Here is a 19,574-nt window from a genome sequence, read left to right as displayed (position 1 = left end):
CCTGAAAGCACCCACCATGAACAAAGACCAAGCCCCGCCCATCGCCTTCATCCTGGGCGCTGCACTGATGAATTTCACCTGGACCGTGAACGTGCCGGTACCGGGCCAAGACCAGTACCAGTTTGCCAAATTGCCGCTGGAGTTTGTGCAGGTCGACCAGGCGCAGCTCGACAAGTTCCGTGGCATTGGCCTGGCTGAGGGCGAGGCCTTGCCGAGTGATGCCGATATCGTCCGCCGCGTGGTGGTGGGCTGGCCGGATCTGAAAAACGCCGCCGGCGAGCCCGTGCCCTTCAGCCCCGAGGCCCTGGAGCAGCTGATGCTGGCGCCCATTGTGCGCAGCGCCATCGTGGCCACCTATATGGCGGCCATGAGTGGAGGCGCAGCCCGAAAAAACGGCTAGACGCTGCTCGGCGCTGGGTGGCCGAGCAGCGCGGCCGGCAGCAAGCCCCGGCCGCCGAAGACCTGCGGCCACAAGAGCTGGCCCAGCTGGGCGCGAATCCACAAGCCATCGAGGCCTGGCTGGCGGCCCAAGAGGTAGACGGCGAAGAGCCCGAAGACTCAGACGCTCAAGACCTTGGGCCTAGTACCGGCCCTCTGGAGATCTGGCCCGAAAACTGGACCGTGCTGCAGCTCTTCTTGCGCCTGCAAACCCAATGGCGCTTCAAGCCCTGCGGCACGCTGCAAGGGTTGCGCTATGACGCCGTCGAGGCAGTCATGCGCTTGGGCCAAATGAAACGCAGGCGCCGCCTGTTTGAGCATTTGCAGGAAATGGAAACCGCAGCCCTGGAGGCCTGGGATGAGCAGCAGCAACATTGAAGAACTGGGCATCCGCCTCAGCGCCTTGGGCGTGCCTGAAACCACCGCTGGCGTGGCCTTGGCCGGCCAGGCGGTGGAGGACTACGGCAAGAAGGTCGAAGCCGCAGGCAAACCTATGGGTGGCACCACTGCCGCCATGGGCCAGATGGGCAAGAGCGCCAAAGAAGTGCAAGCCGCCTGGCGCTTGCTGCCGGCGCAGATCACCGATGTGGTCACCAGCTTGGCCAGCGGACAACCGGCCTGGCTGATCGCCATCCAGCAGGGCGGCCAAATCAAAGACAGCTTTGGCGGCGTGGGGCCCATGTTCCGCGAGATCACGGCAGCACTCGGCCCGGCCCGCTTGGCCGCCGGCGGTGCGGCTGCGGGCGTGCTGCTCTTGCTCATGGCTCATCAGCAAGGGGCTCATGAGGCCCAGGCCTACAACCAAGCGCTCATCATGACCGGCAACGCAGCCGGCACCAACGCAGGGCAAATGGCCGACATGGCCCGCAGCATTGCCCAGGCCGTGGGCACGCAGGGCAAGGCCGCGCAGGCCTTGGCCGCGATGGCTTCAACAGGCGAAGTGGCCCAGCGCAATCTGCAGGGCTTTGCAGATCTGGCCATCCGCATGGAGCGCACGCTGGACCAACCCTTGAGCGAAACCGCCCAGCGCTTCACCGACCTGGGCCGCGCGCCGCTGGAGGCTACGCTGCGACTCAATCGCGGGGTGAACTACCTCACCGCTGCGCTGTACGAAGAGATCCGCGCTCTGATGGCCGCCGGCCGGGAGGCTGATGCCGGCGCCTTGGCTCAAAAGGCCTATGCAGAGGCCATGAGTACACGCACAGCCAAGGTGGCATCGAACCTCGGGCTTCTCGAGCGTGCCTGGGTTGGCGTCAAAGATGCCGCCAAGAGTTCGTGGGATGAAATGCTTAGCTACGGCCGAGAAGACACCCTCAGCCAGCGGCTTGCTAAGGCAAAGAGTGATATCGAACGATTCCGCGCTCTACCCAACCAAGGCGGTGGCGGCTTGCTGGGCATGTGGGAAGAATCACGCTACGAAAAGGCACTGCAAGCCGTTGACCTCGCTAACAGAGACCTCATTAGGGTTCAAGAACGAGGCATGGAAGCATCTGGCGCTGTAGCCCAGGCTCAAGAGGCGCTTCGCCAGCTTGACCAGTCTCGCGTAGAAGCAGCCCTCGCTATCGAGTTGGCACAAGCCCGTGCAGCGGCCACGCAGCGCGAGGCCATCATCAATCGAGATCTGGCAGTCAGCCAAGCAGCTGCACGGCAGCGCGAGGCTCTACAGCAACGCCAAAGCGCCACTCTGGAAAGCCTGCGCGATCGGGATAGCGTAGGCACGGCGGACTACTTTGAGCGCCGTAAGACCCTGGAGCAGCAGGGCCTGCAGTCGCAGATCCAGGTGGTTGATGCGCAGATCAGCGCTGAGGCTCGCCTGGCCCAGAGCCGCGCGGCTGTCATTGATGCCGAGATCTCGGCCGAGGCGCGCCGCAAGCCTGAGAACGCCGCAGACGCGAGCCAGCAACAAGCTCGACTCATCGAGCTCGCCGCGCGCCGCGGCGAAGTCGAGATCCAGCAAGAAAGCAAGATCATCGAGCTCAAGGCTCAGCGCGGCAGTCTGGTCGCTCAGCAAGCTGCAGCCGAAGTTGCTGCCGACCGTGCGACCGAGAGTGCCGGCGCTGCTGCGCAAGATCGTTTCATTGATGATCTGAACCAGCGCCGCCAAGCGCTGAGCCAATTCAGCGAGCAGCTGCGCTATGGCAATGCGTCTGCGGCGGTGGACTTGATTGCCGACCCCTACAAGCGTGCGACCGAGCGGGCCAAGCTCGACATTGCCGAGCTCAACCGCTACTACACCGAGCAGGCGAAAGGCCTCAAGGCGCGGCTGGCCATAGCCGAGATCTTGCAGCCCGATGCGGTCGATGGCATCAAGACCGAGATGACCCAGGCCGAGCAGAGAAAGGCCGATGCCATCGATCTCATCAATCGCCGCATGGTGCAAGACCTCAAGCCTGAATGGCAGCAGATGCTGGAGGCATGGAAAGACAACACTCGCCTCATGCGCGAGGCCTACGACGACTTCCAAACCGGCTGGCTGCGCGCCGGTGAAAGTGGCTGGGTCGAGTTCATCAAGACCGGCAAGGTGAATATCGAAAGCCTCACTGACTTTGCGCTGGGCGAGTTTGCCAAGCTGACCTATCGGCAGCAGGTCGCGCCGATGATGCAGCAGGCCGGCGACACCGTGGCCGGCTGGATGGGAATCGCCAAACCTGCCGCTGAAGCCCTAGGTGATGGGGCCGGCAGCGCAGCCAAGAGCGCAGAGGCCGCAGCTGTCACCAGCAATACGGCGGCGGTTACTGCCGGCACTGCTGCCGTTACCGCCAACACAGCGGCTTTGGGTGCGGCAACATCCGGTATGGCGGCCCAGGCCACAAGCCTGACCCTCGGCACTGTGGCGCTGGACTCTCTGACCTCCGCCGCCACTTCTGCCGCTTTGGCGCTCAGCACCATGTCATCTTCAGGCAGTGGTGGCGGTGGTGGTGGAGGCGGGTTCGCGGGCATGTTGGCCAGCCTCTTCAGCAACGGCGGCGGTGAAGCTGCAGCCACGGTGGCCCACACCGGTGCCATCATGGGCGCAGGAGAAGGCCGCGCGGCTAGCTTCCCTGTCAACACCTGGGCAGGCGCTCGCCGCTATCACACGGGAGGCCTGGCGCACGACGAAGTGCCGGCCATCTTGCAGCGCGGCGAGGGCGTTTTCACCAAGGGTCAAATGCGGGCGCTGGCTCCAGTCGAAGCGGTGGCCAAGGCCGGCGGCAGCAGCCGCCCCAGCATCACCCAGCACGTCACCATCCACATCGACGCCCGCACCGACCAGGCGCAAGTGGCCAGTTTGGCCCTCATGGCGGTGCGCCAGGCCAAGGCTGAAATGCGGGATGAGATGGAGCGTGGAACGGCATGAAAGGCGCAGTACAGTGCCGAATCAAAAAATGCTGAGGGGCTCATGCAAAAGTTGTTTTTCACGCTGCTTGTTGGCTGTCACATAGCTATTTGTTTGGCCGCCGGTGAGCCTGAATGCACTCACTCAAATTGCGAAGGAGAAAGGCGTGCGCTTCAGGCGGAAGCCCGTGGGCAGACCTATATCCAAAAGCAGTACTGGATTCGTCCTGAGCAAGAAAGGAGCCTGGGTGCACCTGGCGACTCCCGCCATTCCGTGCTGGATAAATCTGACCCTCTTAGCCCTGGATTCAAGTTTTTGGTCGAGCCAAGAATTGCTCTTGGTACGGGTCGCATGTTTTCAGTAAAAGAGCCGCTTAGTTTTGTGGTTACAGCAATAGTTGTAGACCCTAGATTTGGCTATGCATTCGAAGAGAATCGTTTTCTTAAAGTTGCTCTGTCAAATGGGCAAATAGGCTTTCTTGCTCAAGATGACTTTGAGCGGAAACTTGAAAGAAGTAGAGATGAGAATTTTCTGATTGATAGCAATAGCCACATCTACGCAACTGATCCAGCAATCAAGATGCGAGAGGCAAGAGCGAAGGCAGCGAAAGCAAACGCTAACGCTGCAGCAAAGAGGAAGCAGTACGACGATGAGAAAGCACGGGAGAGGGCGCTGTTGGTGGCTAAGCCGGTGCCAAAAATTGGCATGACCCCCCAAGAAGTTTTGGCCTCGCAGTGGGGGCCACCAAAGGACTCAATTCGGACTCAAACCGAACGACAAACCAGCGAGGTTTGGATTTATTCCCGAGGGCGTATCCACTTTGCCCAGGGGCGTGTGACGATGATCCAGGATTGATTTTGGCCTTGCGCACTGCGCCTTTCCTGATGTAGAGTGATCGCACTGCAGAAATGCAGTTGGGTTTAGCAGCCCTTTGCGAATCGCGGCACAGAAGCCGCAGTACCATGCGGCTTTGCCGTTTCTGGACCTTGTTCGTCCCTATACGATCAATGGTGGCCCAGACGGGGAGCCGCAAGGCTCGCCGGTTACTCGCTCCGCGATTCGCCCGGTCTGCTAACCCGTCCTGGGCTGCCGCCCTTTAGCAGGGGTGGCAGCTTCATGTTCGATAGCGAATCTGGAGCAACAAATGGCTACTTACTCAGCAGGCGCAGCCGCGCTCGTCTTCCAAGATACCGAATTTGATATCGTTGACTTGCACGGCTCTCCGTGGCTAAGGGGTACGCAAATTGCGGACGCCTTGGGGTACTTAAATGGTCGCCAACGCGTCCAACAGGTCTACCAGTCCAACGCCGACGAATTTACTCCCGACATGACCCAGGTCTTGGAGCTGCCCACCGCTGGCGGCATCCAGCCGGTGCGCATCTTCAGCCTGCGCGGCGCTCACCTCTTGGGCATGCTCTCTCGCACCGAGCGGGCGGCGGCCTTCCGGCGCTGGGTCTTGGATGTGCTGGAGGGGCGCGAGGCCCCGCAGCAGAGCGGCACCATGACCTACCCCCAGCGCTTGGCCTTCTTGAAAGAGCGGCGCAGCCTGGTGCGCGAGCTGGGCGGCGCCACCCAGCGCGCCGCCGCTGAAGAGTTGTATGAAAACCTGCGCCAGGTCAGCCGGCTGCTGGGCATCCAGCCCCGCGCCTTGCGCAGCTTGGCCCCAGGCATGCAGCAAGAGCCTTTGCCGGGCGTTGGCGGGGAGGGTGGCGCAGCCGGTACAGCAGCATGAGCGCCGCGCTTGATCAAGCCATCTTGGCCACCGACATGATCACGGCCCTGTCCGACGCGCGAAGCGCGCGCGATGGCGTCGCCTTTTTGGTGAGCCTGCTGCAAGGCGCGCAGAGTGCAACGCTGGAAGGTGGTGGACTCGTGGCCTTGCTCGACGGTGTGCGTACGCGGCTTGACCTGGCGTGTGACGGCTTGACGGCGGCGGCGCTGCAGCTGGGCCTCGAGGTGGAGCCATGATGCCCGCCCCACCGTTGGCGCAGCCTTTGGCGGCTGTGCAGCGGGTGTACCGCGCTCGGGCTGAAGGCCTGCGGCGCTTGCAAGCGGAGCTGGAAGCGCTGCTGGACCTCAAGGCCCGGCTGGTTGCGGGCGATGACGCGGGCACCATGCTGGATCAGATCTTGGCGCTGTTTGCTGACTTGGGCGATGCCCAGGCGGTGGCTGACTATTGCGCCGAGCGGGGCTGGCAGGCGCTTCACGACGATGGGCAACAACACCCGTTTTCTGCCGAAGATGTGAAGCGCGTGGTGGAGTGGGATGAACTGCCCGGCTGCGGAGTGCTGCGCACTTTGGCTCAAGCGCGGCTGATGAACTGAGTCCGCTCAGAGCGGGGGGCGGGCTGGGCCATTTCGGCGCTGTCTTGGCCCCGCCTCGCCCCTGCAATCGTCCAAGCGCCCAGCCCACACTGAGGGCATGGCCGAGTACATCGACTTCCCCCTGTCCCTGCGCCCCGCTGAGGTGGAGTGGGGCCTGTACGTACCGCAAGAAGTGCAGCGCGGCATTGATGGCTCGCCGCAAATCGACATAGTGGGCGCGCCTCGCTGGATGGTGCAGGTCACTACCGGCCCGCTGCGCCGCGAGGAAGTACCCGAGTGGGAGGCCTTGCTGGGTCGGCTGAATGGCAGTGTGAACCGCCTGCGCTGCTGGGACTGGCGGCGCGAGACCCCGCTGGGCCCGGCCTCCGGCACACCCCAAACCCGACTGACGGCCCCGGCCGCCACGGGCAACACCCTGAACACCGATCTCTGGGCGGCTAATGTGCCCGGCGTGCTCAAGGCGGGCAGCTGGATCGGCGTGAACGGTGAGCTCAAGCGCCTGCTGCTCACAGCCAATAGCGCAGCCGATGGGCGCGCCGACCTGGTGGTGGAGCCGCCGCTGCGCGCGCCGGTACCGCCTGGCACGCCGCTACTGCTGTTCAAACCCACTGCCCTGTTCATCTTGAAGGGCCCTGTTCCACCCATGAAGCAGCAAGGGGCGCGCTTTCCTGGCGTGACCTTTGCGCTGGAAGAGGTGTTTTCGTGAGCACCCACAGCGAGCAAGTCGCCGCGCCCACGGCAGGCTTGGTCTACCTGGTGGAGATGCAGTTCACCACCGGTACCGTGCGCCTGTGCAGCTGGAGCCACAGCTTGGAGGCCTTGGGCCAAAGTTGGCAAGGCGCGGGCCGACTGATGAGCGTGAGTGGCTTGCAAGATGCGGAGGGCCTTCAATACCCCGCTGTTGACTTGGGCCTGGCAGTACAAGACCCCTCGCTGCTGGCCTTGTGCCGAGGCAGTGTGAACACCTACCGGCGCCGGCCGGTATTGATCTATTTGGGCGCCATGAACTCGGTGCTGCAGCTACAAGGCACACCCGAGCTGCTCTGGAGCGGGCTGATGGACCAGGTGCGGCTGCGCACCGGTGACGGCGCCGACCAGGCCGCGCAGGCCGTGATGCGCTGCGAGCTGCAGGGCCGCGACAAGCGGGCGCCGCAGTCACTGCGCCTCAACAACGCCCAGCACCAGGCTCGCTTTCCGGGTGACACGTTTTTCGCCCGGGTGGAAGAGTTTGGCTCCAAGCCCCAGCCCTGGCTGAGCATTCGATTCCAGCGCCGTTGATGATCATGAGCACCCTTCCCAAGCGCCTGCCCGATTGGCCCCACCGCCTCGATGCCCTGGTGCGCGAGCGCCTGACTGAGCCCTTTGCCTGGGGCCGCAATGATTGCTGCAACTGGGCGGCTGACGTGGTGCGGGCCCTGCGGGGCGACGACGCCTTGCAAGAGTTCCGTGACACACCACGCCGCAGCGCGGCCGCAGCACTGCGCCGGATCCGCCAGCGAGGCGGCATTGCAGCGGGTATGGCTCGCGCCGGCCTGGAGCCGGTTTTGGCGACTTTGGCCACCCGGGGCGACTTGGTGCTGCTGCCGCAGGGGCGCTGGCCTGTGCTGGCCTTGTGCGAGGGCGAATTTGCGCTGGCACCTGGCGCCGCAGGCTTGGTGCTGCTGCCGATGAACTACGAGGCCGAAGCATGGGCCGTATGAAGCCTTGGGTGAGCTGGGGCCTGACCCTGCTTGGCGTGCTTGCGCAGGCGGCATGGGTCTGGTTCTTCCCGCCGGTTCCTGATGGCCTTTGGCTGGCGATGCCGCAGGCGATCCCAATTCTGATCGTGGCGGCCATGCAGTACGGCGCCTATTACGTGGCAGCGGTCTTGATCGTGGCGCAGATCGCCTATGGCCAGGATCAGGCCCGCAAGGCCGCCAATGCCGCCAAAGATGCCTACAACGAAGGCTTGCGTGATCGCAATGTGACGGTGCAGGGCGCCAGCTCGCCCTGGCAGGTAATTTACGGAGAAACCTGGGTCACGCCGGTCTTGGTGGCCGCCGTGCTGACCTCGGGCGACAAGGACCAGTACAAGTACGTGGTCTACGTCTGGGCGGTGCATGAGTGCGAGGCCATTGTGGACTTCACGCTGGCCGGCAAGAGCGTTGGGGGCTTGGACACGGGCGGCTTCTCAAACGCCGAAGCCTGGATCTCGGCCAACCCCGACACCGTGACCGAAACGGTCAACCTCAACGCGCAGGGCGCCGGTGAAATGTCGCACCGGCCCACGCGGATGCTTGTCATCAGCGACAGCCAGGACCGCACCCGCACCTTGGCCCCCGGCCAGTTCAGCATCATGCCGCACGGCCCCGATGGCGGCGCCACCTTGCGGGTGAATTCGGAGTTTGTGACCGCTTGGGCGGGCAAGACGGTGCTGGCCAGCTATGACGAAGAGCTGCCGGCCTCCACCTGGTTGCAGGTGAGCCACCACTTGGGCGGCGCTGACCAGGTGGCCGACGCTGTCTTGATGGCCGCTTGCCCGGTTGACTGGAAGGCCAGCGACCGTGGGCGAGGCATTTGCTACAGCGTGGTGCGCTATGACCTGAACAATGAAGAATTCCAGGGCGGCCCGCTGCCGGCCCGAGCTCGCATTCGCGGCAAAAAGGTCTATGACTACCGCACTGGCGTCACGGCCTGGACCAATAACGCTGCGCTGTGCACCGCTGATTTCATCCGCGCCGAATTCGGCAAGAACGCAGCCGCCACGCAGATGCTCACCAGCTCGATGATCACCGCGGCGAATGACTGCGCCCAGGTCATCACCCCGGTGGTGACCCTGCCTGGTGGCCAAACTCAGACCCTGAGCGCGCCGCGTTACACCATCAATGGAGCCTTCCACACCGACACCGACCCAGATGCCACGCTCGAGCAGCTCTGCCTGGCCATGGCCGGCAACGCCATCCGATCGGGCGGCATGTGGTCGCTGCAGGCCGGGGTGTACAGCCCGCCGGTGATGGACCTGGTGGACGCCGACTGTCTGGGCAGCATCGAGACCTTGGCTGGCTCGCCGGGCCATGAGGTGGTGAATAGCATGCGCGGCCAGTTCTATGACCCGCTGCAGCTGGGCGAGCTCACCGACTACCCACCCTACCAAAACGCAGCCTTCAAGGCCGAGGACGGCGGCGATTTGCTTTGGGCCGATCGCAGCTACCCCTTCACCGACGAGATCTGGCGCTGCTGGCAACTGGCCCGCATCACCGTGGAGCAGAGCCGCGGGGAGGCGATGGTGTTTCCCGCCAAGCGCCGCGCGCTGCAGCTCAAACCTGGCCAACGGGTGCGGCTGAGCAATAGCAAGCTGGGCATCAACCAGGTGGTGTTTCGGGTGGTCAAGCGCGACTGGTCCGTGGGTAAGCCGGTGCTGCTGACGCTTCGCCAAGACGCGCCCAGCGTGTATGACCTGACCGACGCCCAAGCCAGCCTGCCGCCCACCAGTACCACGCTGGTGGATCCATGGAAGGTGGATCCGGTGGACTACTTGGTGGCCACCAGCGGAACCGCCACGTTGATCCGCCAGACCGATGGCAGCATTCTGAGCCGGGTCAAGCTCAGCTACCTCGACAGCTCAGACGCTTTGGTGCGCAGCAGTGGCGCATTGCAGATTGAGTACCGCCGTGACAGTGACTCTGTGTGGCAGCGTGCCCCTGATGCCGCAGGCACCAGCAACCATGCCTACATCCTGGGCCTGGAAGAGGGTTCGGTCTATTTGTTCCGCGCTCGCTGGATTAACGGCATGGGCGCAACGGGCGATTGGCGCAGCGCGGCTGTGCTGCACCTCGGCAAGCTGCAGCCCCCAGGGCCTGTGGTCTTCTTGACTGCCAGCATCAAGCCTGGCGTGCTGCGCGTGCGATATGACACCTGCCTTGATGCCGATTACAAAACGACTTACCTGCGCGTAGGGCCGAACTGGGCCACGGCGACCTCGCTGCCAGGCGAAGGCGATGCCACCGGCTACGACTGGGTATGGCCAGCACCCGGCACTTACACCGTGTGGGCGGTGCATGTGGACACCTCGGGCAATGGGAGCAACCCGGTCAGCACGCAAATCACGGTGAGCAATGCGATCAATGTGGGGGCTGGGTCGATCACGCCGGATCCAGGGTGGTTGAATAGCAATGTGGGCCTTCCGCGTGGCGGGGCATTAAATGCCGACCCTGAGTGCTCTAAGCCTTCAGCGTGGGAGGGCGGGGCTGGAACTCATTTTATTAAGGATGTGGTTGGAGTTCCGGGGGGTACTTGTGTTGGCTCTGCGGTCGGAACCGCGCCGCAAATCCAGAGTGCGGAAATGATCCCGTACACACCGGGCAGGACGTACAAAGTTTCGGCCAAGGTGTTCTCGACTGACGGCAATGGGCGAGCTTACCTGGGGGTAATGTGGATTCGTTCGGGCGGGGTAGTTGTCAACTCCAATGAAATTGGCGGTACGGCGACGGCGGGCAATGACCCTGCTGGATGGAGTAACGGTTCCTACTCTTACTTTGGGCTAGTCAACGGTATTCCGAACATCGCAGTCACTGACTATTCAAACGTATTCGGGGCCGCCGGAGCCGTTGTACCTGCCGGTGTCATTGGCATGAAGCTGGTGTTTTTGGCCAACTACGGAGGGGGCTCGCCTACCTCGCGCCACTATGTCAGCGACTTCAAAATTTCGGACATAACCGATGTGTCGGCGGCAAAGAAGGCAGCCGATGATGCTCAAACGAGCGCTGTCTCAGCGCTGAATATGCTCGCAGACATGCGCAGCAACGGAATCATCGATGCCGCCGAGAAACCCGCGCTGCTGAAGGAATGGCAACTCATCCGTGATGAGCGCTACACGCTCTACAACCGAGGCACGGCAACGCCCAATGCGGCGGCGACGCGAGACGCATACGAAGCGGCCTATGGTGCTTTGAACAGCTACATCGGGACGCTGGCTGACTTCTACGACACAACGAAGAACACATCGATCACACCCGCAACTGACGCGGCCAAATGGCAGGCTTACTACAACGCCCGCCGTGACTTGCTCGATTTGATCTATCAGGAGTCTGCGAAGACGGCGACCTGGGCTGGCACATCGGGAGCGGGCAAGCCCCGTTTCTTCACATTGAGCAGCTTTGGCTATCAGTCAACTAAGGCGCGTCTTGGCATCGGCTTGTGGGAAGGAGTAACGCAGCTAGATGGCTCGGGGGCATGGTGGAACTTCCGGTTCATCAACCGCAACACGGGCGCGCTTGACATTACGCGGACTTGGATGAACGGCGACCCTCAGAGCAAGGCCGACGAAATTGCAGGCGTTCTGAATGGCAACTCAAGCGATTGGATCGTCTGCGTTTGGACGAACGATCACCCGAGTGGCAACATGCTGCCGCCAAATTTGTTGGAGGCGATGTACGGGATCGGAGCAAGCCGGAACCGTCTGCCTACCCTTATCGGCAAATACCGCGCCTGCTACGCACTTGTCGGTATTTGCAGACAAGGCGAGGGCAAAGGTCTTGAAATGCTATCCACCACCCAGTCGGACGCAATTGAGCTTCCATGGATTTTGCAGAACGGGCAAGTGAGCGGAGGCGTTGGCTGGACAGGGTTCACTGGCGATTTGGACGCCACCAAAAACGAGGTGGTCTATTCCAGCTCTGCGCCCGGCTCGCCCGCGCTCCGCACCCTCTGGATCGACACCAGCGTCACGCCTCGCACCATCAAGATCTGGCTGGGTAGCAGTTGGGTGCTGGCGGGTACCTATGTCAATGGCACGGCCTCAATCACAGATGACGCCAATCTAGGGCTGACAGCACTCTGGACCGGTATCCCTGGCGGTACCGGCAAGCCGGAGGATTACGCCACAAGAAACCCGTACTACTTCCAAGATTCTGAGCCTAGCGGTGCGCCTGATGGTGCCATATGGATCAGTAGCACCAAGGCGTTCCAAAGGATCAGCGGCGCCTGGCGCCCCTATGTTGGCCAAGGTTCTGTTGGCACCTGGGAGCTGGAGAACGAAGCCGCCACCGGCGTGGCCACGGCGAGCTTCCCGGGCTTCACTTTCAGCAACATCACCTGACGGCCATGGCAGCGCAAACCATTGTTTATGCGAGGCCGCAGGCGGGGCGGCTTGAGGTCATTCTGTCCGGGGTTTACTCGGCCAACCTCAGCAACGATGCGGGCTTCCCGATGAGCGGAAATGCGACGATCACGCTCGAGTGTCAGGTGCTTAACGGCGGCGGCGGGCAGATGGCCCGAGTGTTCATCGACCGTATGGCCGCCACGGCGCATGTGTTTTTGGACTACCCCGGCGGCAACACACCTTGGACCGTGTCTGTGGATGTGGTCCGTTACACCTATGGGGGCGGGTTGGGCAGCATTGGCGTGACGCCCAAGGTGAGTTTCATCTTGATCAAGAAGTAGGGCGCGCCGTGACCATGCAGACTTCCTCCCATTCGCAATTTGCCCTGGCCACGGGCGAGCTCACCGGGCTTTGCATGAGCGCAGACTTGCTGGCGCTCAACACGCCGCCTGGCCATGCGTGGCTGCTCGGCGTCTATGACCCCAAGACCCATATCGTGCAGCTGATCACAGACGATTTTGGGGTGCAGCAAGCAGTGGCGGTGCGGCGCACGCCGACGCGCCCGGCCGATTCGGTTTATCAGACCTGGGTCTGGGATGAGTCCGCCTGGGACTGGCTGGCCAAGCCCACGCTGGCCTACCGCAAGCATGGCCGAAAAGCTCCTGTGCTGGAGGCTTTGGCGGCGCTGGACATTGAGGTGAGCCGACCCACCAGCGAGATCACGCAAGCGCAGCTGCTGGGCGAAGCGCCACCCGCTGCGGCGGTACTGCGCCTTACTGAGGTGCTGACAGAAAAGGCGGCCTGGCGTCATTTGTGGCGCCAGATCGAGGACGCTACAAACGAGGCCGAGCTGGCGGCCGTGCCTCTTGCTCCAGCGCCGCCCACCCCTTCAGCCCCTTGAAACGGAGCCTCGCATGTCTACCCCATTCATCACCGCCTGGCGTCTTTGGCTCTGCCTGGCCTTGGCTTTGCTGCTAAGTGCCTGTGGTGGCGGAGGATCTGATGCCGAGGACGAAGAGGCCCTGCGCAGCGTGCAGCCGGTGGTGTGCAAGACACAGCCGCAAGCCTGCATCTGATTCACACCAGGCTCCAACAAAAAAGCCCGCCGGTGCATAGCCGGGCGGGCTTTTTCTTTGGGGCGATGGTCAGGGCTGACTGATTGATCAGCGGCGCAAAAGGGTCAGAAGGCTGAGCTGCTTTTCTGGTGGCATGGTGGCGAAGAGCACCAGCAGCATCCGCTCTGAATCACTGAGTTTTTGAGTCGCAGGTGACTCAACACCATGCATCACTTGGTTGCGTAGATCACGCAACTCTTGCTGCATGGCCAGGGCCCCCGGGTCACCCGGGCCAGGGTCCGTGCTCAGCTTGAGCCGGATCATGATTTCCTGGTTCAAAGAGCGGCCGTTGATGGTGGCCTCGCGCAGCAATTGGTCGCGCAGGTCAGGCGGGAGCCGCAAGGTGGTGGGCGGAATGTCGCTCACCTTGATTTTGGAAATGGTGTTCACGCAGCAAATTTTACGCGTTAGGTATTGCGTGATTCAGATTCATGATGCATCATGATTCATATCTGATTCACACCCGGTAATACCAAAACATGCGAGCCACCAAAAAGCCCGACCCGCACAAAGCCATCGTAGCCAAGTTCCCTCTGGCCTTGGTGAAGAAGCTGGACGCTGCGGCAAAAAGTTCCGATCGCAGCCGCAGCGCAGAGCTGCGCGTGCGCCTGGAAGCCTCCCTGGCGCAGGACTTCCCGCCAGCCCTGGTGTCTGGCCGAGGTGCTCGGTGATGTGCGCGCTGATTGATTTGAGTGCATGGCTGGCAGTTTCGGCGCGCCAGCTGCTGGGCACCAATGAAAACAACTGGGGGAGCCGCTCATGAGCAACAAGAGCGCAATGCGGCGCAGCCTGGACCCCAATGTGTACGAGGCCTTCCGCCAGCTGGTCTATCTGGACGATGTGGCTGAGTTGGCCGCTTTCATGGGCATCAAGACCGGCACCCTCTACAACAAGGCCGATGCCGGCGAGGAAACCCACAACCAGCCCACGCTGCGCGAGCTGGTGCTGGCGACTCATTACCGGGGTGACCTGCGGGTGATCGAGGCCCTGAACCGCATGTTTGGCCGCGCCAGCTTTGACTGTGCGCAGTACGCGGGCACCTCGGATGAGGCCCTGCTGGAGCTGCTGGCCAACTTCGGCAAGGAAACCGGCGAATTCAACAGCGCACTGCTGCAGGGCCTGGCTGAAAAGCGCTTCAGCTTGGACGCGGCCCGCCGGGTTCGTGCTGAAGCCTTTGATGCCGTCAGCGCCCTGATGAGCCTGGTGAAGCGGATTGAGGACTACGTCGATGCCGACGATCAAGCCGCCCTTTGAAGGCGCCACCGTGCGCCATCAGCTGCCAGCAGGCCAGCTGCCCGGTGGGGCCGCCTTGGTCGAGCGAATGGTGTTTCTGTTTGGGCCGCAGCTCAAGAAGGCCCTGGATGCGCAAAGGAAAGTTCCCGATGCAAACAGCCAAGCGACCGTATCCGCTGATTCAACGCGGCCGACATGCGCAGCGCGCCCTGGCCCTGGACCCCGCCCCCGAGCAAGTGCTGGAAGAAGCCGAAGCGCTGCGCTGCCGCAGCAGCTACTGGCGCCAGCGCTACCGGAGCCTGGACGAAGTACTGGCCGACCCTCGGTCAGCCCAAAAGTTATTGATCTGCGCACGCGGCGCCCTTATTGCCCGCTGGCGACAGATCAAACCCTGACCTTGAGCACATGCACCCCATGAAGGCGTGGCTCAGTCGTGTGGCGCTGGCAGTGCTTTTCTTCACTGCGCAGGCCATTTCTTTCAACGGCGAAGACGAAGGAGAGGTGTTTGATGATCAAGTATTTGAGCGAATCCCAGCAGAAGGCTTTGCTGGATGCGGCCAAGAGCCGGCGCGACCCACTGGCGCAGCGCGACTATCACTGGATGGGCCTGATGCTGAGCACGGGTGCCCGCGTGACTGAGTTCAGCCTGTGGACCCTGACCCAGGCCGAGGCCGCGCTGGCCACTGGCTGGCTGGTGTCAACGCCCGACCAGCGCAAGGGCAAGAAAAAAGCTCATGAGTACCTGGTGACCGAGACGGTGCGCCTGCACCTGCAAGCGCTGATCATGATTTCGCGCCAAGAGCAGACCCCGGCCCTGGGCGAAGAAGCCCCGTTGATCTGGGGCCGCGAAGGCCAGCCGCTGGCCGTGCGCAGCTACCAGTCGCGCCTCAAGCTCTGGGTGAAAGAGGCGGGGCTGGATCCACGCTTCACCGTCCACAGCCTGCGCCACAGCCGGGCCATGAACATCATGCGCCGCAGCCGCGGTGCCAGCCCGCTGAAGACCACGCAGCGCGCTCTGGGCCACACCAGCCTGGCCAGCACTGGCATGTACACCGACTGCGCCCGAGAGGAATACGCGCAGGAGCTGCGCCAGGTCGACGGCCGCCGCATGCCCAAGGCCCAGGCGCGCAGCCTGGCGATGCAACAACAAGCAGGGGGGCGGCAATGAGCAAGGTCCTGATCAAACCCCGAGTGCTGGCTTACTTGGAATCTGACGGATCTGGCGTTAACCAGCTCTTCTACCTGGGCAAGGACTGCGTGAAGCCTACGAGCGAGACCCACGCCACCATCGAACTGACAGATGAGACACGGCCCAAAGAGGGCCCAGCAGCACGGGCCCAAGTGTTTCGATTCAAGGACTGGGACAGCGTGCAGCTGTCGCTGATTCTGAGGCAGAACCACTGGACTGAATCAGTGTTCAGTGTGAGCTTGGGTATCGACAGCATCAGCCAGTTGATTACCGCGCTGAATGATGCCCTCATCGATGCCAAAGAAGAGGCCGATCGCCAAGCGCTTAGCGCCTCGCTGGCCGAGATCCGCGAAGAGCTGCGCGATGCAGGTGATCGCGGCACCGGCGTGTATTACGGCCACCCCTGGGTGTTCTACGTTGCACCTGGCCAATCCGCGGCGAAGGCCAAAGAACTCAGCGCGCAGGGCATGGCCGAGTTCGTCGTGTTGGAGGATGAGAGCTTTGCCACGCCTGAGCCTGCGGAGGCCTCCGCATCATGACCTTCAAAGTCACCCATGTGGACCACTATCAGCGCCGGCGCCAGATGGTGGTGGAGGCCAAGGGCCGCAAGGCCGCAGAGGCCATCGTCTTGCTGAAGCTCGGCTCGGCCCGCTACTTGGCCGTGATCGCGCTCCGAGGAAGGGGCATCTGACCATGAGCCACCCCATCACCCGAGCCCGTGCGGCCGCAGCCAACTGCCTGCCCACTGCCGAATGTGCAACAGCCAATTGCCAGCACTTGGTGCAGCCCGGTTTTCTGATGTGCCTGCCGCATTGGCGGCAGGTGCCCCGGGTCATGCAGCGCGATGTGTGGACCTGGTACCGGCAGATCGGCCGCCGGTCTGACGCGGCCCGGTCCTACCAGGCGGCCGTGGCTGCTGCGGTGGAGGCGGTCTATCAAAAACAGCTTGCGGCTGAGGCCTCCCGCAGCAAGCGCAACGCGACCTTGTTCTAGGCCGCAACCCTCACCCAACACGCAAGCCCCTCACCAGCAGGCACAGCTGCTGCATTGACTGACCCATGAAAACAACAGACGCCAGCCCACCCTCTCTGTACGAGCTGATTGACCAGAAGATCGACTGTGAAGATCTGGCCATCCGGCTAAGCCTGCCCCGCCCCGGAGACAAGGGCAAGTTCTTCAACCCGCGCCGCAAGACGGCCACGCCCTGCATTCGCTGCTACGCCCGCACTGCTGAGAGCCTGAGCCGCTTTGAGGACGAGGACCACACCGACGATGAGGGGCGCTGCATTGGCGGCGGGCCGCTCGAGCTGGCGATGTATGTGCTGGACCTGAAGGCCATCGATGCGCTGATGAAGATCGTCGAGCTGTACGGGGAGCTGCTCGGCCCGGTGAGCCCAGACGCTGCCCAGCCTGAGCCCACCCGCATGGACTTTGCGGCCCAGCGCAGCCAAGACACCATGCTCAACGGCGAGCAGCGGCTGATTCTGCAGGGTTGGCTGGCCGATCGCGGCATCACTGAGCGCACCTCGATGGCTGCGATTGAAGCCGGCACGCTGGGCATGAACGACTACACCAGCCCGCGCCTGGCCAAGGGCGAGATGCACTATGGCGGCGAGGCCCTGGCCGCCATCGTGCGCAGCCCTGACGATGGCGCGGTGCTGGCGGTGGATCTGGAGTACTTGCACCCCGAGGACAACGGCGGCTTGTCTACGGCCAAATACGGCGGCCATGTGGGCGCGCTGTGGTGCAGCGATTGGAAGCGCTTTGCCAAGGCGCACAAAGTGGTGGTAGTGCTCAGCCCGCTGGATGCGCTGAGCATCGACGTTTGCAACCTGCCCAGCACCGTGGCTGTGGCCATTCGCAGCACCTGGACCGCCCACCAGGTGGATTGGCGGCTGATGCGCGGCAAGCAGGTGGTGATTTGCATCTGCCCAGGCAAGCCCATTGAGTCTGGATCGGGCAAGGGCTATTGCCCTGGCCAGCAGGCCGCGTGGGCAGTGCATGAGGCCTTGATTGGCTTGGACATTGCGGCCTTGATGGTCGACCAGGACGAGTGGCTTGACGATGACGAGCAGCCCATGGCCAGCGTCAACGCCTACCTGCAGGACGCCGGCGCGGAGAAGCTGGCCGGCTCGGTCAGGCGCTTGGAGCCGTGGCTGATACCCGGCATGCCGGGCAAAGACCAGCAGGGCAAGCCGCGCCTGTATTTGCCCTTTCACGACCAGCAGACCTATTGGCGCTATCGCGTCAAAGAGGACTTCACCAGCTGGATCAGCAAGTTTGAGAACGACGAAGACAACCCTGAACAGAAAAATATCCTGAGCATGGAGAACGTCTGCGGCTTTCGGGTCGCAGGCCTGAGCCGCGTCACCATCGCCAGCCCCACCAGCACCATGACCGGTGATGTGGACACCAGCCCGCGCACGATCTTTGCGCTCAGCGTGCAGGTGCCTCGCCATGGCTCCAAGCTGCTGCGCCGCGTGGTGACCGATGAGCAGCTGCACAACATCGAGGTTTGGAAGCGCCTGGGCCCCGTGTTTTCCGCGCCCAACTTTGGCCGCATGCTGAACATCATGGAGCGAGCCGCCGATATCGGCGCCCGTGATGCGGTCAACTTTGTGGGCCTGGCCTGGCGCAATGGCCAGGCGGTGGTGAACCAGGGGCCTGACTGCTATTTCAATGACCCGGCGCAGCAGTGCCCTTATGCGGATCTGGTGTTCCCCTCGGGCCCGGCCGCCAATGCGCGCAAGGTAATCGACGCCTACCAAAGCACCTTTGGCGGCAACTCAGCGGCGCAGATGCTGGTGTGGAGCCTGGGCGCGCACCTGAAGGCCTTTCTGGGCTTTTGGCCGCACTTTGTCATGCAGGCCGACAAGGGGGTGGGTAAAGACACGGTGATCAAGCGGCTGGAGCGCAGCATCGGCATGACGGTGTTCAGCCGCCAGACCATGCAAACCGAGTTCCGCATCATGACCTCGGTGAGCTACACCAGCCACCCCGTGGGCTGGGGCGAGCTCAGCGCCAACAAGCAAGACCTGATCACCAAGGCCGTGGCCAACTTGCAAGAGTGCTACCAGTACAGCCACACCCGCCGCGGCTCTGACCTCAAAGACTTCTTGCTCTGCGCGCCAGTGCTGCTGGCCGGTGAGGATGTGCCGGTGGACACGCTGGCCGGCAAGGTGGTCCGCAACATGATGACCAAGGCTCAGCGCGGCAAGCTGATGCCTGAAGACTTGCCGGTGTTTCCGGTGCGGCAGTGGATGGAATACCTCTGCACCATCCCCAAGGCGCGGGTGCAAGAGCTGCACACCCGCTGCATGGCCGAGCTGCGCCGCAGCTGCTCAGCCGCTGATGACGATGCCGGCGCCGCCCGCATGTTGACCAACTACGGCGCCGTGCGTGCAGCCTGGACGCTGCTGTGCGATTTTGCGGGCATCGATGTGTCTCAAGGTGATTTTCTGGGCGACCTGACGCGCCAGATGAACCTGCACATTGCCGACACCGAGGGCGATCGCCATCCGTGGGTTTGGATCGTCAAGAGCCTGTTGAGCGAGATCGCTCGCGGCAACTTCCGCTACCCCTTTGTGTTCAAGAAGGTGGAAGGCGTGGAGGTCTTGGCTGTTCGAACGGCCCATGTCATGGACCACCTGGCGCGCGAGCCCTCGCTTCGCGCTTTCTGGGATGACTTGCCCGTGAAGAGCGATCGCGTCTTCAAGCGAGCCCTGGCCAATGCCGGCGTGGTCTTTGTCGAGCAGATGGAGTGCACCCATGCGGGCAAGCGCGTGGGCCACATGGTGGGCTTGTCCCTCGAGGCCATGGAGCAGTACGGCCTGCATGCCACGCCACCGGTGGAACACCCCGAACCCGTGATCTGAAAGGA

General features: G+C 62.9%; 23 protein-coding genes. 22 read left to right on the top strand and 1 reads right to left on the bottom strand.

The window, feature by feature from the left end; all coding sequences use genetic code 11:
- Positions 1–16: 16 nt before the first annotated feature.
- The 14 genes from LNV06_RS06150 (at position 17) to LNV06_RS06085 (ending at position 13,233) form a co-directional block, all read left to right on the top strand.
- A complete protein-coding gene (locus tag LNV06_RS06150) occupies positions 17–400 on the top strand; it encodes a phage tail assembly chaperone (RefSeq protein WP_263537326.1) in 384 nt (127 codons plus the stop codon).
- 17 nt (positions 401–417) lie between these two features.
- Positions 418–816, top strand: a complete 399-nt coding sequence (locus LNV06_RS06145; RefSeq protein ID WP_263537325.1) for a DUF1799 domain-containing protein — start codon at positions 418–420, stop codon at positions 814–816.
- Entirely contained in the window at positions 797–3,775 is a 2,979-nt protein-coding gene (locus LNV06_RS06140) for a phage tail length tape measure family protein (RefSeq protein WP_263537324.1), read from the top strand. The genes LNV06_RS06145 and LNV06_RS06140 overlap by 20 nt, the downstream gene beginning before the upstream one ends.
- Before the next feature lie 42 nt (positions 3,776–3,817).
- The gene (locus LNV06_RS06135) at positions 3,818–4,609 is read left to right on the top strand and encodes a hypothetical protein (RefSeq protein ID WP_263537323.1); all 792 of its coding nucleotides are present in this window, start codon (positions 3,818–3,820) and stop codon (positions 4,607–4,609) included.
- A gap of 289 nt (positions 4,610–4,898) precedes the next feature.
- Complete coding sequence (locus LNV06_RS06130) at positions 4,899–5,486, top strand: BRO-N domain-containing protein (RefSeq protein ID WP_263537322.1); 588 nt, start codon at positions 4,899–4,901, stop codon at positions 5,484–5,486.
- The gene (locus LNV06_RS06125; protein WP_263537321.1) at positions 5,483–5,722 is read left to right on the top strand and encodes a hypothetical protein; all 240 of its coding nucleotides are present in this window, start codon (positions 5,483–5,485) and stop codon (positions 5,720–5,722) included. The genes LNV06_RS06130 and LNV06_RS06125 overlap by 4 nt, the downstream gene beginning before the upstream one ends.
- A complete protein-coding gene (locus LNV06_RS06120) occupies positions 5,722–6,078 on the top strand; it encodes a hypothetical protein (RefSeq protein WP_263537320.1) in 357 nt (118 codons plus the stop codon). Before LNV06_RS06125 ends, LNV06_RS06120 begins: the two co-directional genes overlap by 1 nt.
- 97 nt (positions 6,079–6,175) lie before the next feature.
- Entirely contained in the window at positions 6,176–6,784 is a 609-nt protein-coding gene (locus LNV06_RS06115; RefSeq protein WP_263537319.1) for a hypothetical protein, read from the top strand.
- Positions 6,781–7,356, top strand: a complete 576-nt coding sequence (locus LNV06_RS06110) for a hypothetical protein (protein WP_263537318.1) — start codon at positions 6,781–6,783, stop codon at positions 7,354–7,356. Before LNV06_RS06115 ends, LNV06_RS06110 begins: the two co-directional genes overlap by 4 nt.
- 5 nt (positions 7,357–7,361) lie before the next feature.
- On the top strand, positions 7,362–7,778 hold the full coding sequence (locus LNV06_RS06105; protein ID WP_263537317.1) for a DUF6950 family protein: 417 nt from the start codon (positions 7,362–7,364) through the stop codon (positions 7,776–7,778).
- On the top strand, positions 7,766–12,154 hold the full coding sequence (locus tag LNV06_RS06100; protein ID WP_263537316.1) for a phage tail protein: 4,389 nt from the start codon (positions 7,766–7,768) through the stop codon (positions 12,152–12,154). The genes LNV06_RS06105 and LNV06_RS06100 overlap by 13 nt, the downstream gene beginning before the upstream one ends.
- A 5-nt stretch (positions 12,155–12,159) precedes the next feature.
- Entirely contained in the window at positions 12,160–12,498 is a 339-nt protein-coding gene (locus LNV06_RS06095) for a hypothetical protein (protein WP_263537315.1), read from the top strand.
- Positions 12,499–12,512: 14 nt separating this feature from the next.
- Positions 12,513–13,058 carry a hypothetical protein gene (locus LNV06_RS06090; RefSeq protein ID WP_263537314.1) on the top strand — a complete coding sequence of 182 codons (546 nt, stop codon included), beginning with the start codon at positions 12,513–12,515 and terminating at the stop codon, positions 13,056–13,058.
- 13 nt (positions 13,059–13,071) lie between these two features.
- The gene (locus LNV06_RS06085) at positions 13,072–13,233 is read left to right on the top strand and encodes a hypothetical protein (RefSeq protein WP_263537313.1); all 162 of its coding nucleotides are present in this window, start codon (positions 13,072–13,074) and stop codon (positions 13,231–13,233) included.
- Positions 13,234–13,320: 87 nt separating this feature from the next.
- Here the strand turns inward: LNV06_RS06085 and LNV06_RS06080 are convergent, their stop codons facing one another.
- Positions 13,321–13,662: an Arc family DNA-binding protein gene (locus tag LNV06_RS06080; RefSeq protein ID WP_263537312.1), complete on the bottom strand. Its 342-nt coding sequence runs from the start codon at positions 13,660–13,662 to the stop codon at positions 13,321–13,323.
- An 89-nt stretch (positions 13,663–13,751) separates the two neighbouring features.
- Between LNV06_RS06080 and LNV06_RS06075 the strand changes: the two genes are divergently transcribed.
- The 8 genes from LNV06_RS06075 to LNV06_RS06040 all read left to right on the top strand — a co-directional run bounded on the left by LNV06_RS06075 (position 13,752) and on the right by LNV06_RS06040 (position 19,569).
- Entirely contained in the window at positions 13,752–13,943 is a 192-nt protein-coding gene (locus LNV06_RS06075; RefSeq protein WP_263537311.1) for a TraY domain-containing protein, read from the top strand.
- 88 nt (positions 13,944–14,031) lie between these two features.
- Positions 14,032–14,526 (top strand): phage regulatory CII family protein, encoded by a 495-nt coding sequence (locus LNV06_RS06070; protein WP_263537310.1) that lies wholly within the window; start codon positions 14,032–14,034, stop codon positions 14,524–14,526.
- Between the two features lie 128 nt (positions 14,527–14,654).
- A complete protein-coding gene (locus LNV06_RS06065) occupies positions 14,655–14,900 on the top strand; it encodes a hypothetical protein (protein ID WP_263537309.1) in 246 nt (81 codons plus the stop codon).
- A 113-nt stretch (positions 14,901–15,013) separates the two neighbouring features.
- Positions 15,014–15,673: a tyrosine-type recombinase/integrase gene (locus tag LNV06_RS06060; protein ID WP_263537308.1), complete on the top strand. Its 660-nt coding sequence runs from the start codon at positions 15,014–15,016 to the stop codon at positions 15,671–15,673.
- A complete protein-coding gene (locus LNV06_RS06055; RefSeq protein WP_263537307.1) occupies positions 15,670–16,233 on the top strand; it encodes a hypothetical protein in 564 nt (187 codons plus the stop codon). The genes LNV06_RS06060 and LNV06_RS06055 overlap by 4 nt, the downstream gene beginning before the upstream one ends.
- On the top strand, positions 16,230–16,385 hold the full coding sequence (locus LNV06_RS06050; protein WP_263537306.1) for a hypothetical protein: 156 nt from the start codon (positions 16,230–16,232) through the stop codon (positions 16,383–16,385). Before LNV06_RS06055 ends, LNV06_RS06050 begins: the two co-directional genes overlap by 4 nt.
- A 2-nt stretch (positions 16,386–16,387) precedes the next feature.
- Positions 16,388–16,687: a hypothetical protein gene (locus LNV06_RS06045; RefSeq protein WP_263537305.1), complete on the top strand. Its 300-nt coding sequence runs from the start codon at positions 16,388–16,390 to the stop codon at positions 16,685–16,687.
- Positions 16,688–16,752: 65 nt separating this feature from the next.
- Positions 16,753–19,569, top strand: a complete 2,817-nt coding sequence (locus LNV06_RS06040; RefSeq protein WP_263537304.1) for a toprim domain-containing protein — start codon at positions 16,753–16,755, stop codon at positions 19,567–19,569.
- Positions 19,570–19,574 lie beyond the last annotated feature (5 nt).

It is taken from the genome of Paucibacter sp. Y2R2-4 (genome assembly GCF_025717535.1).
GTDB lineage: Bacteria > Pseudomonadota > Gammaproteobacteria > Burkholderiales > Burkholderiaceae_C > Paucibacter_A.
This window is presented reverse-complemented; position numbering and strand designations above follow the sequence as displayed.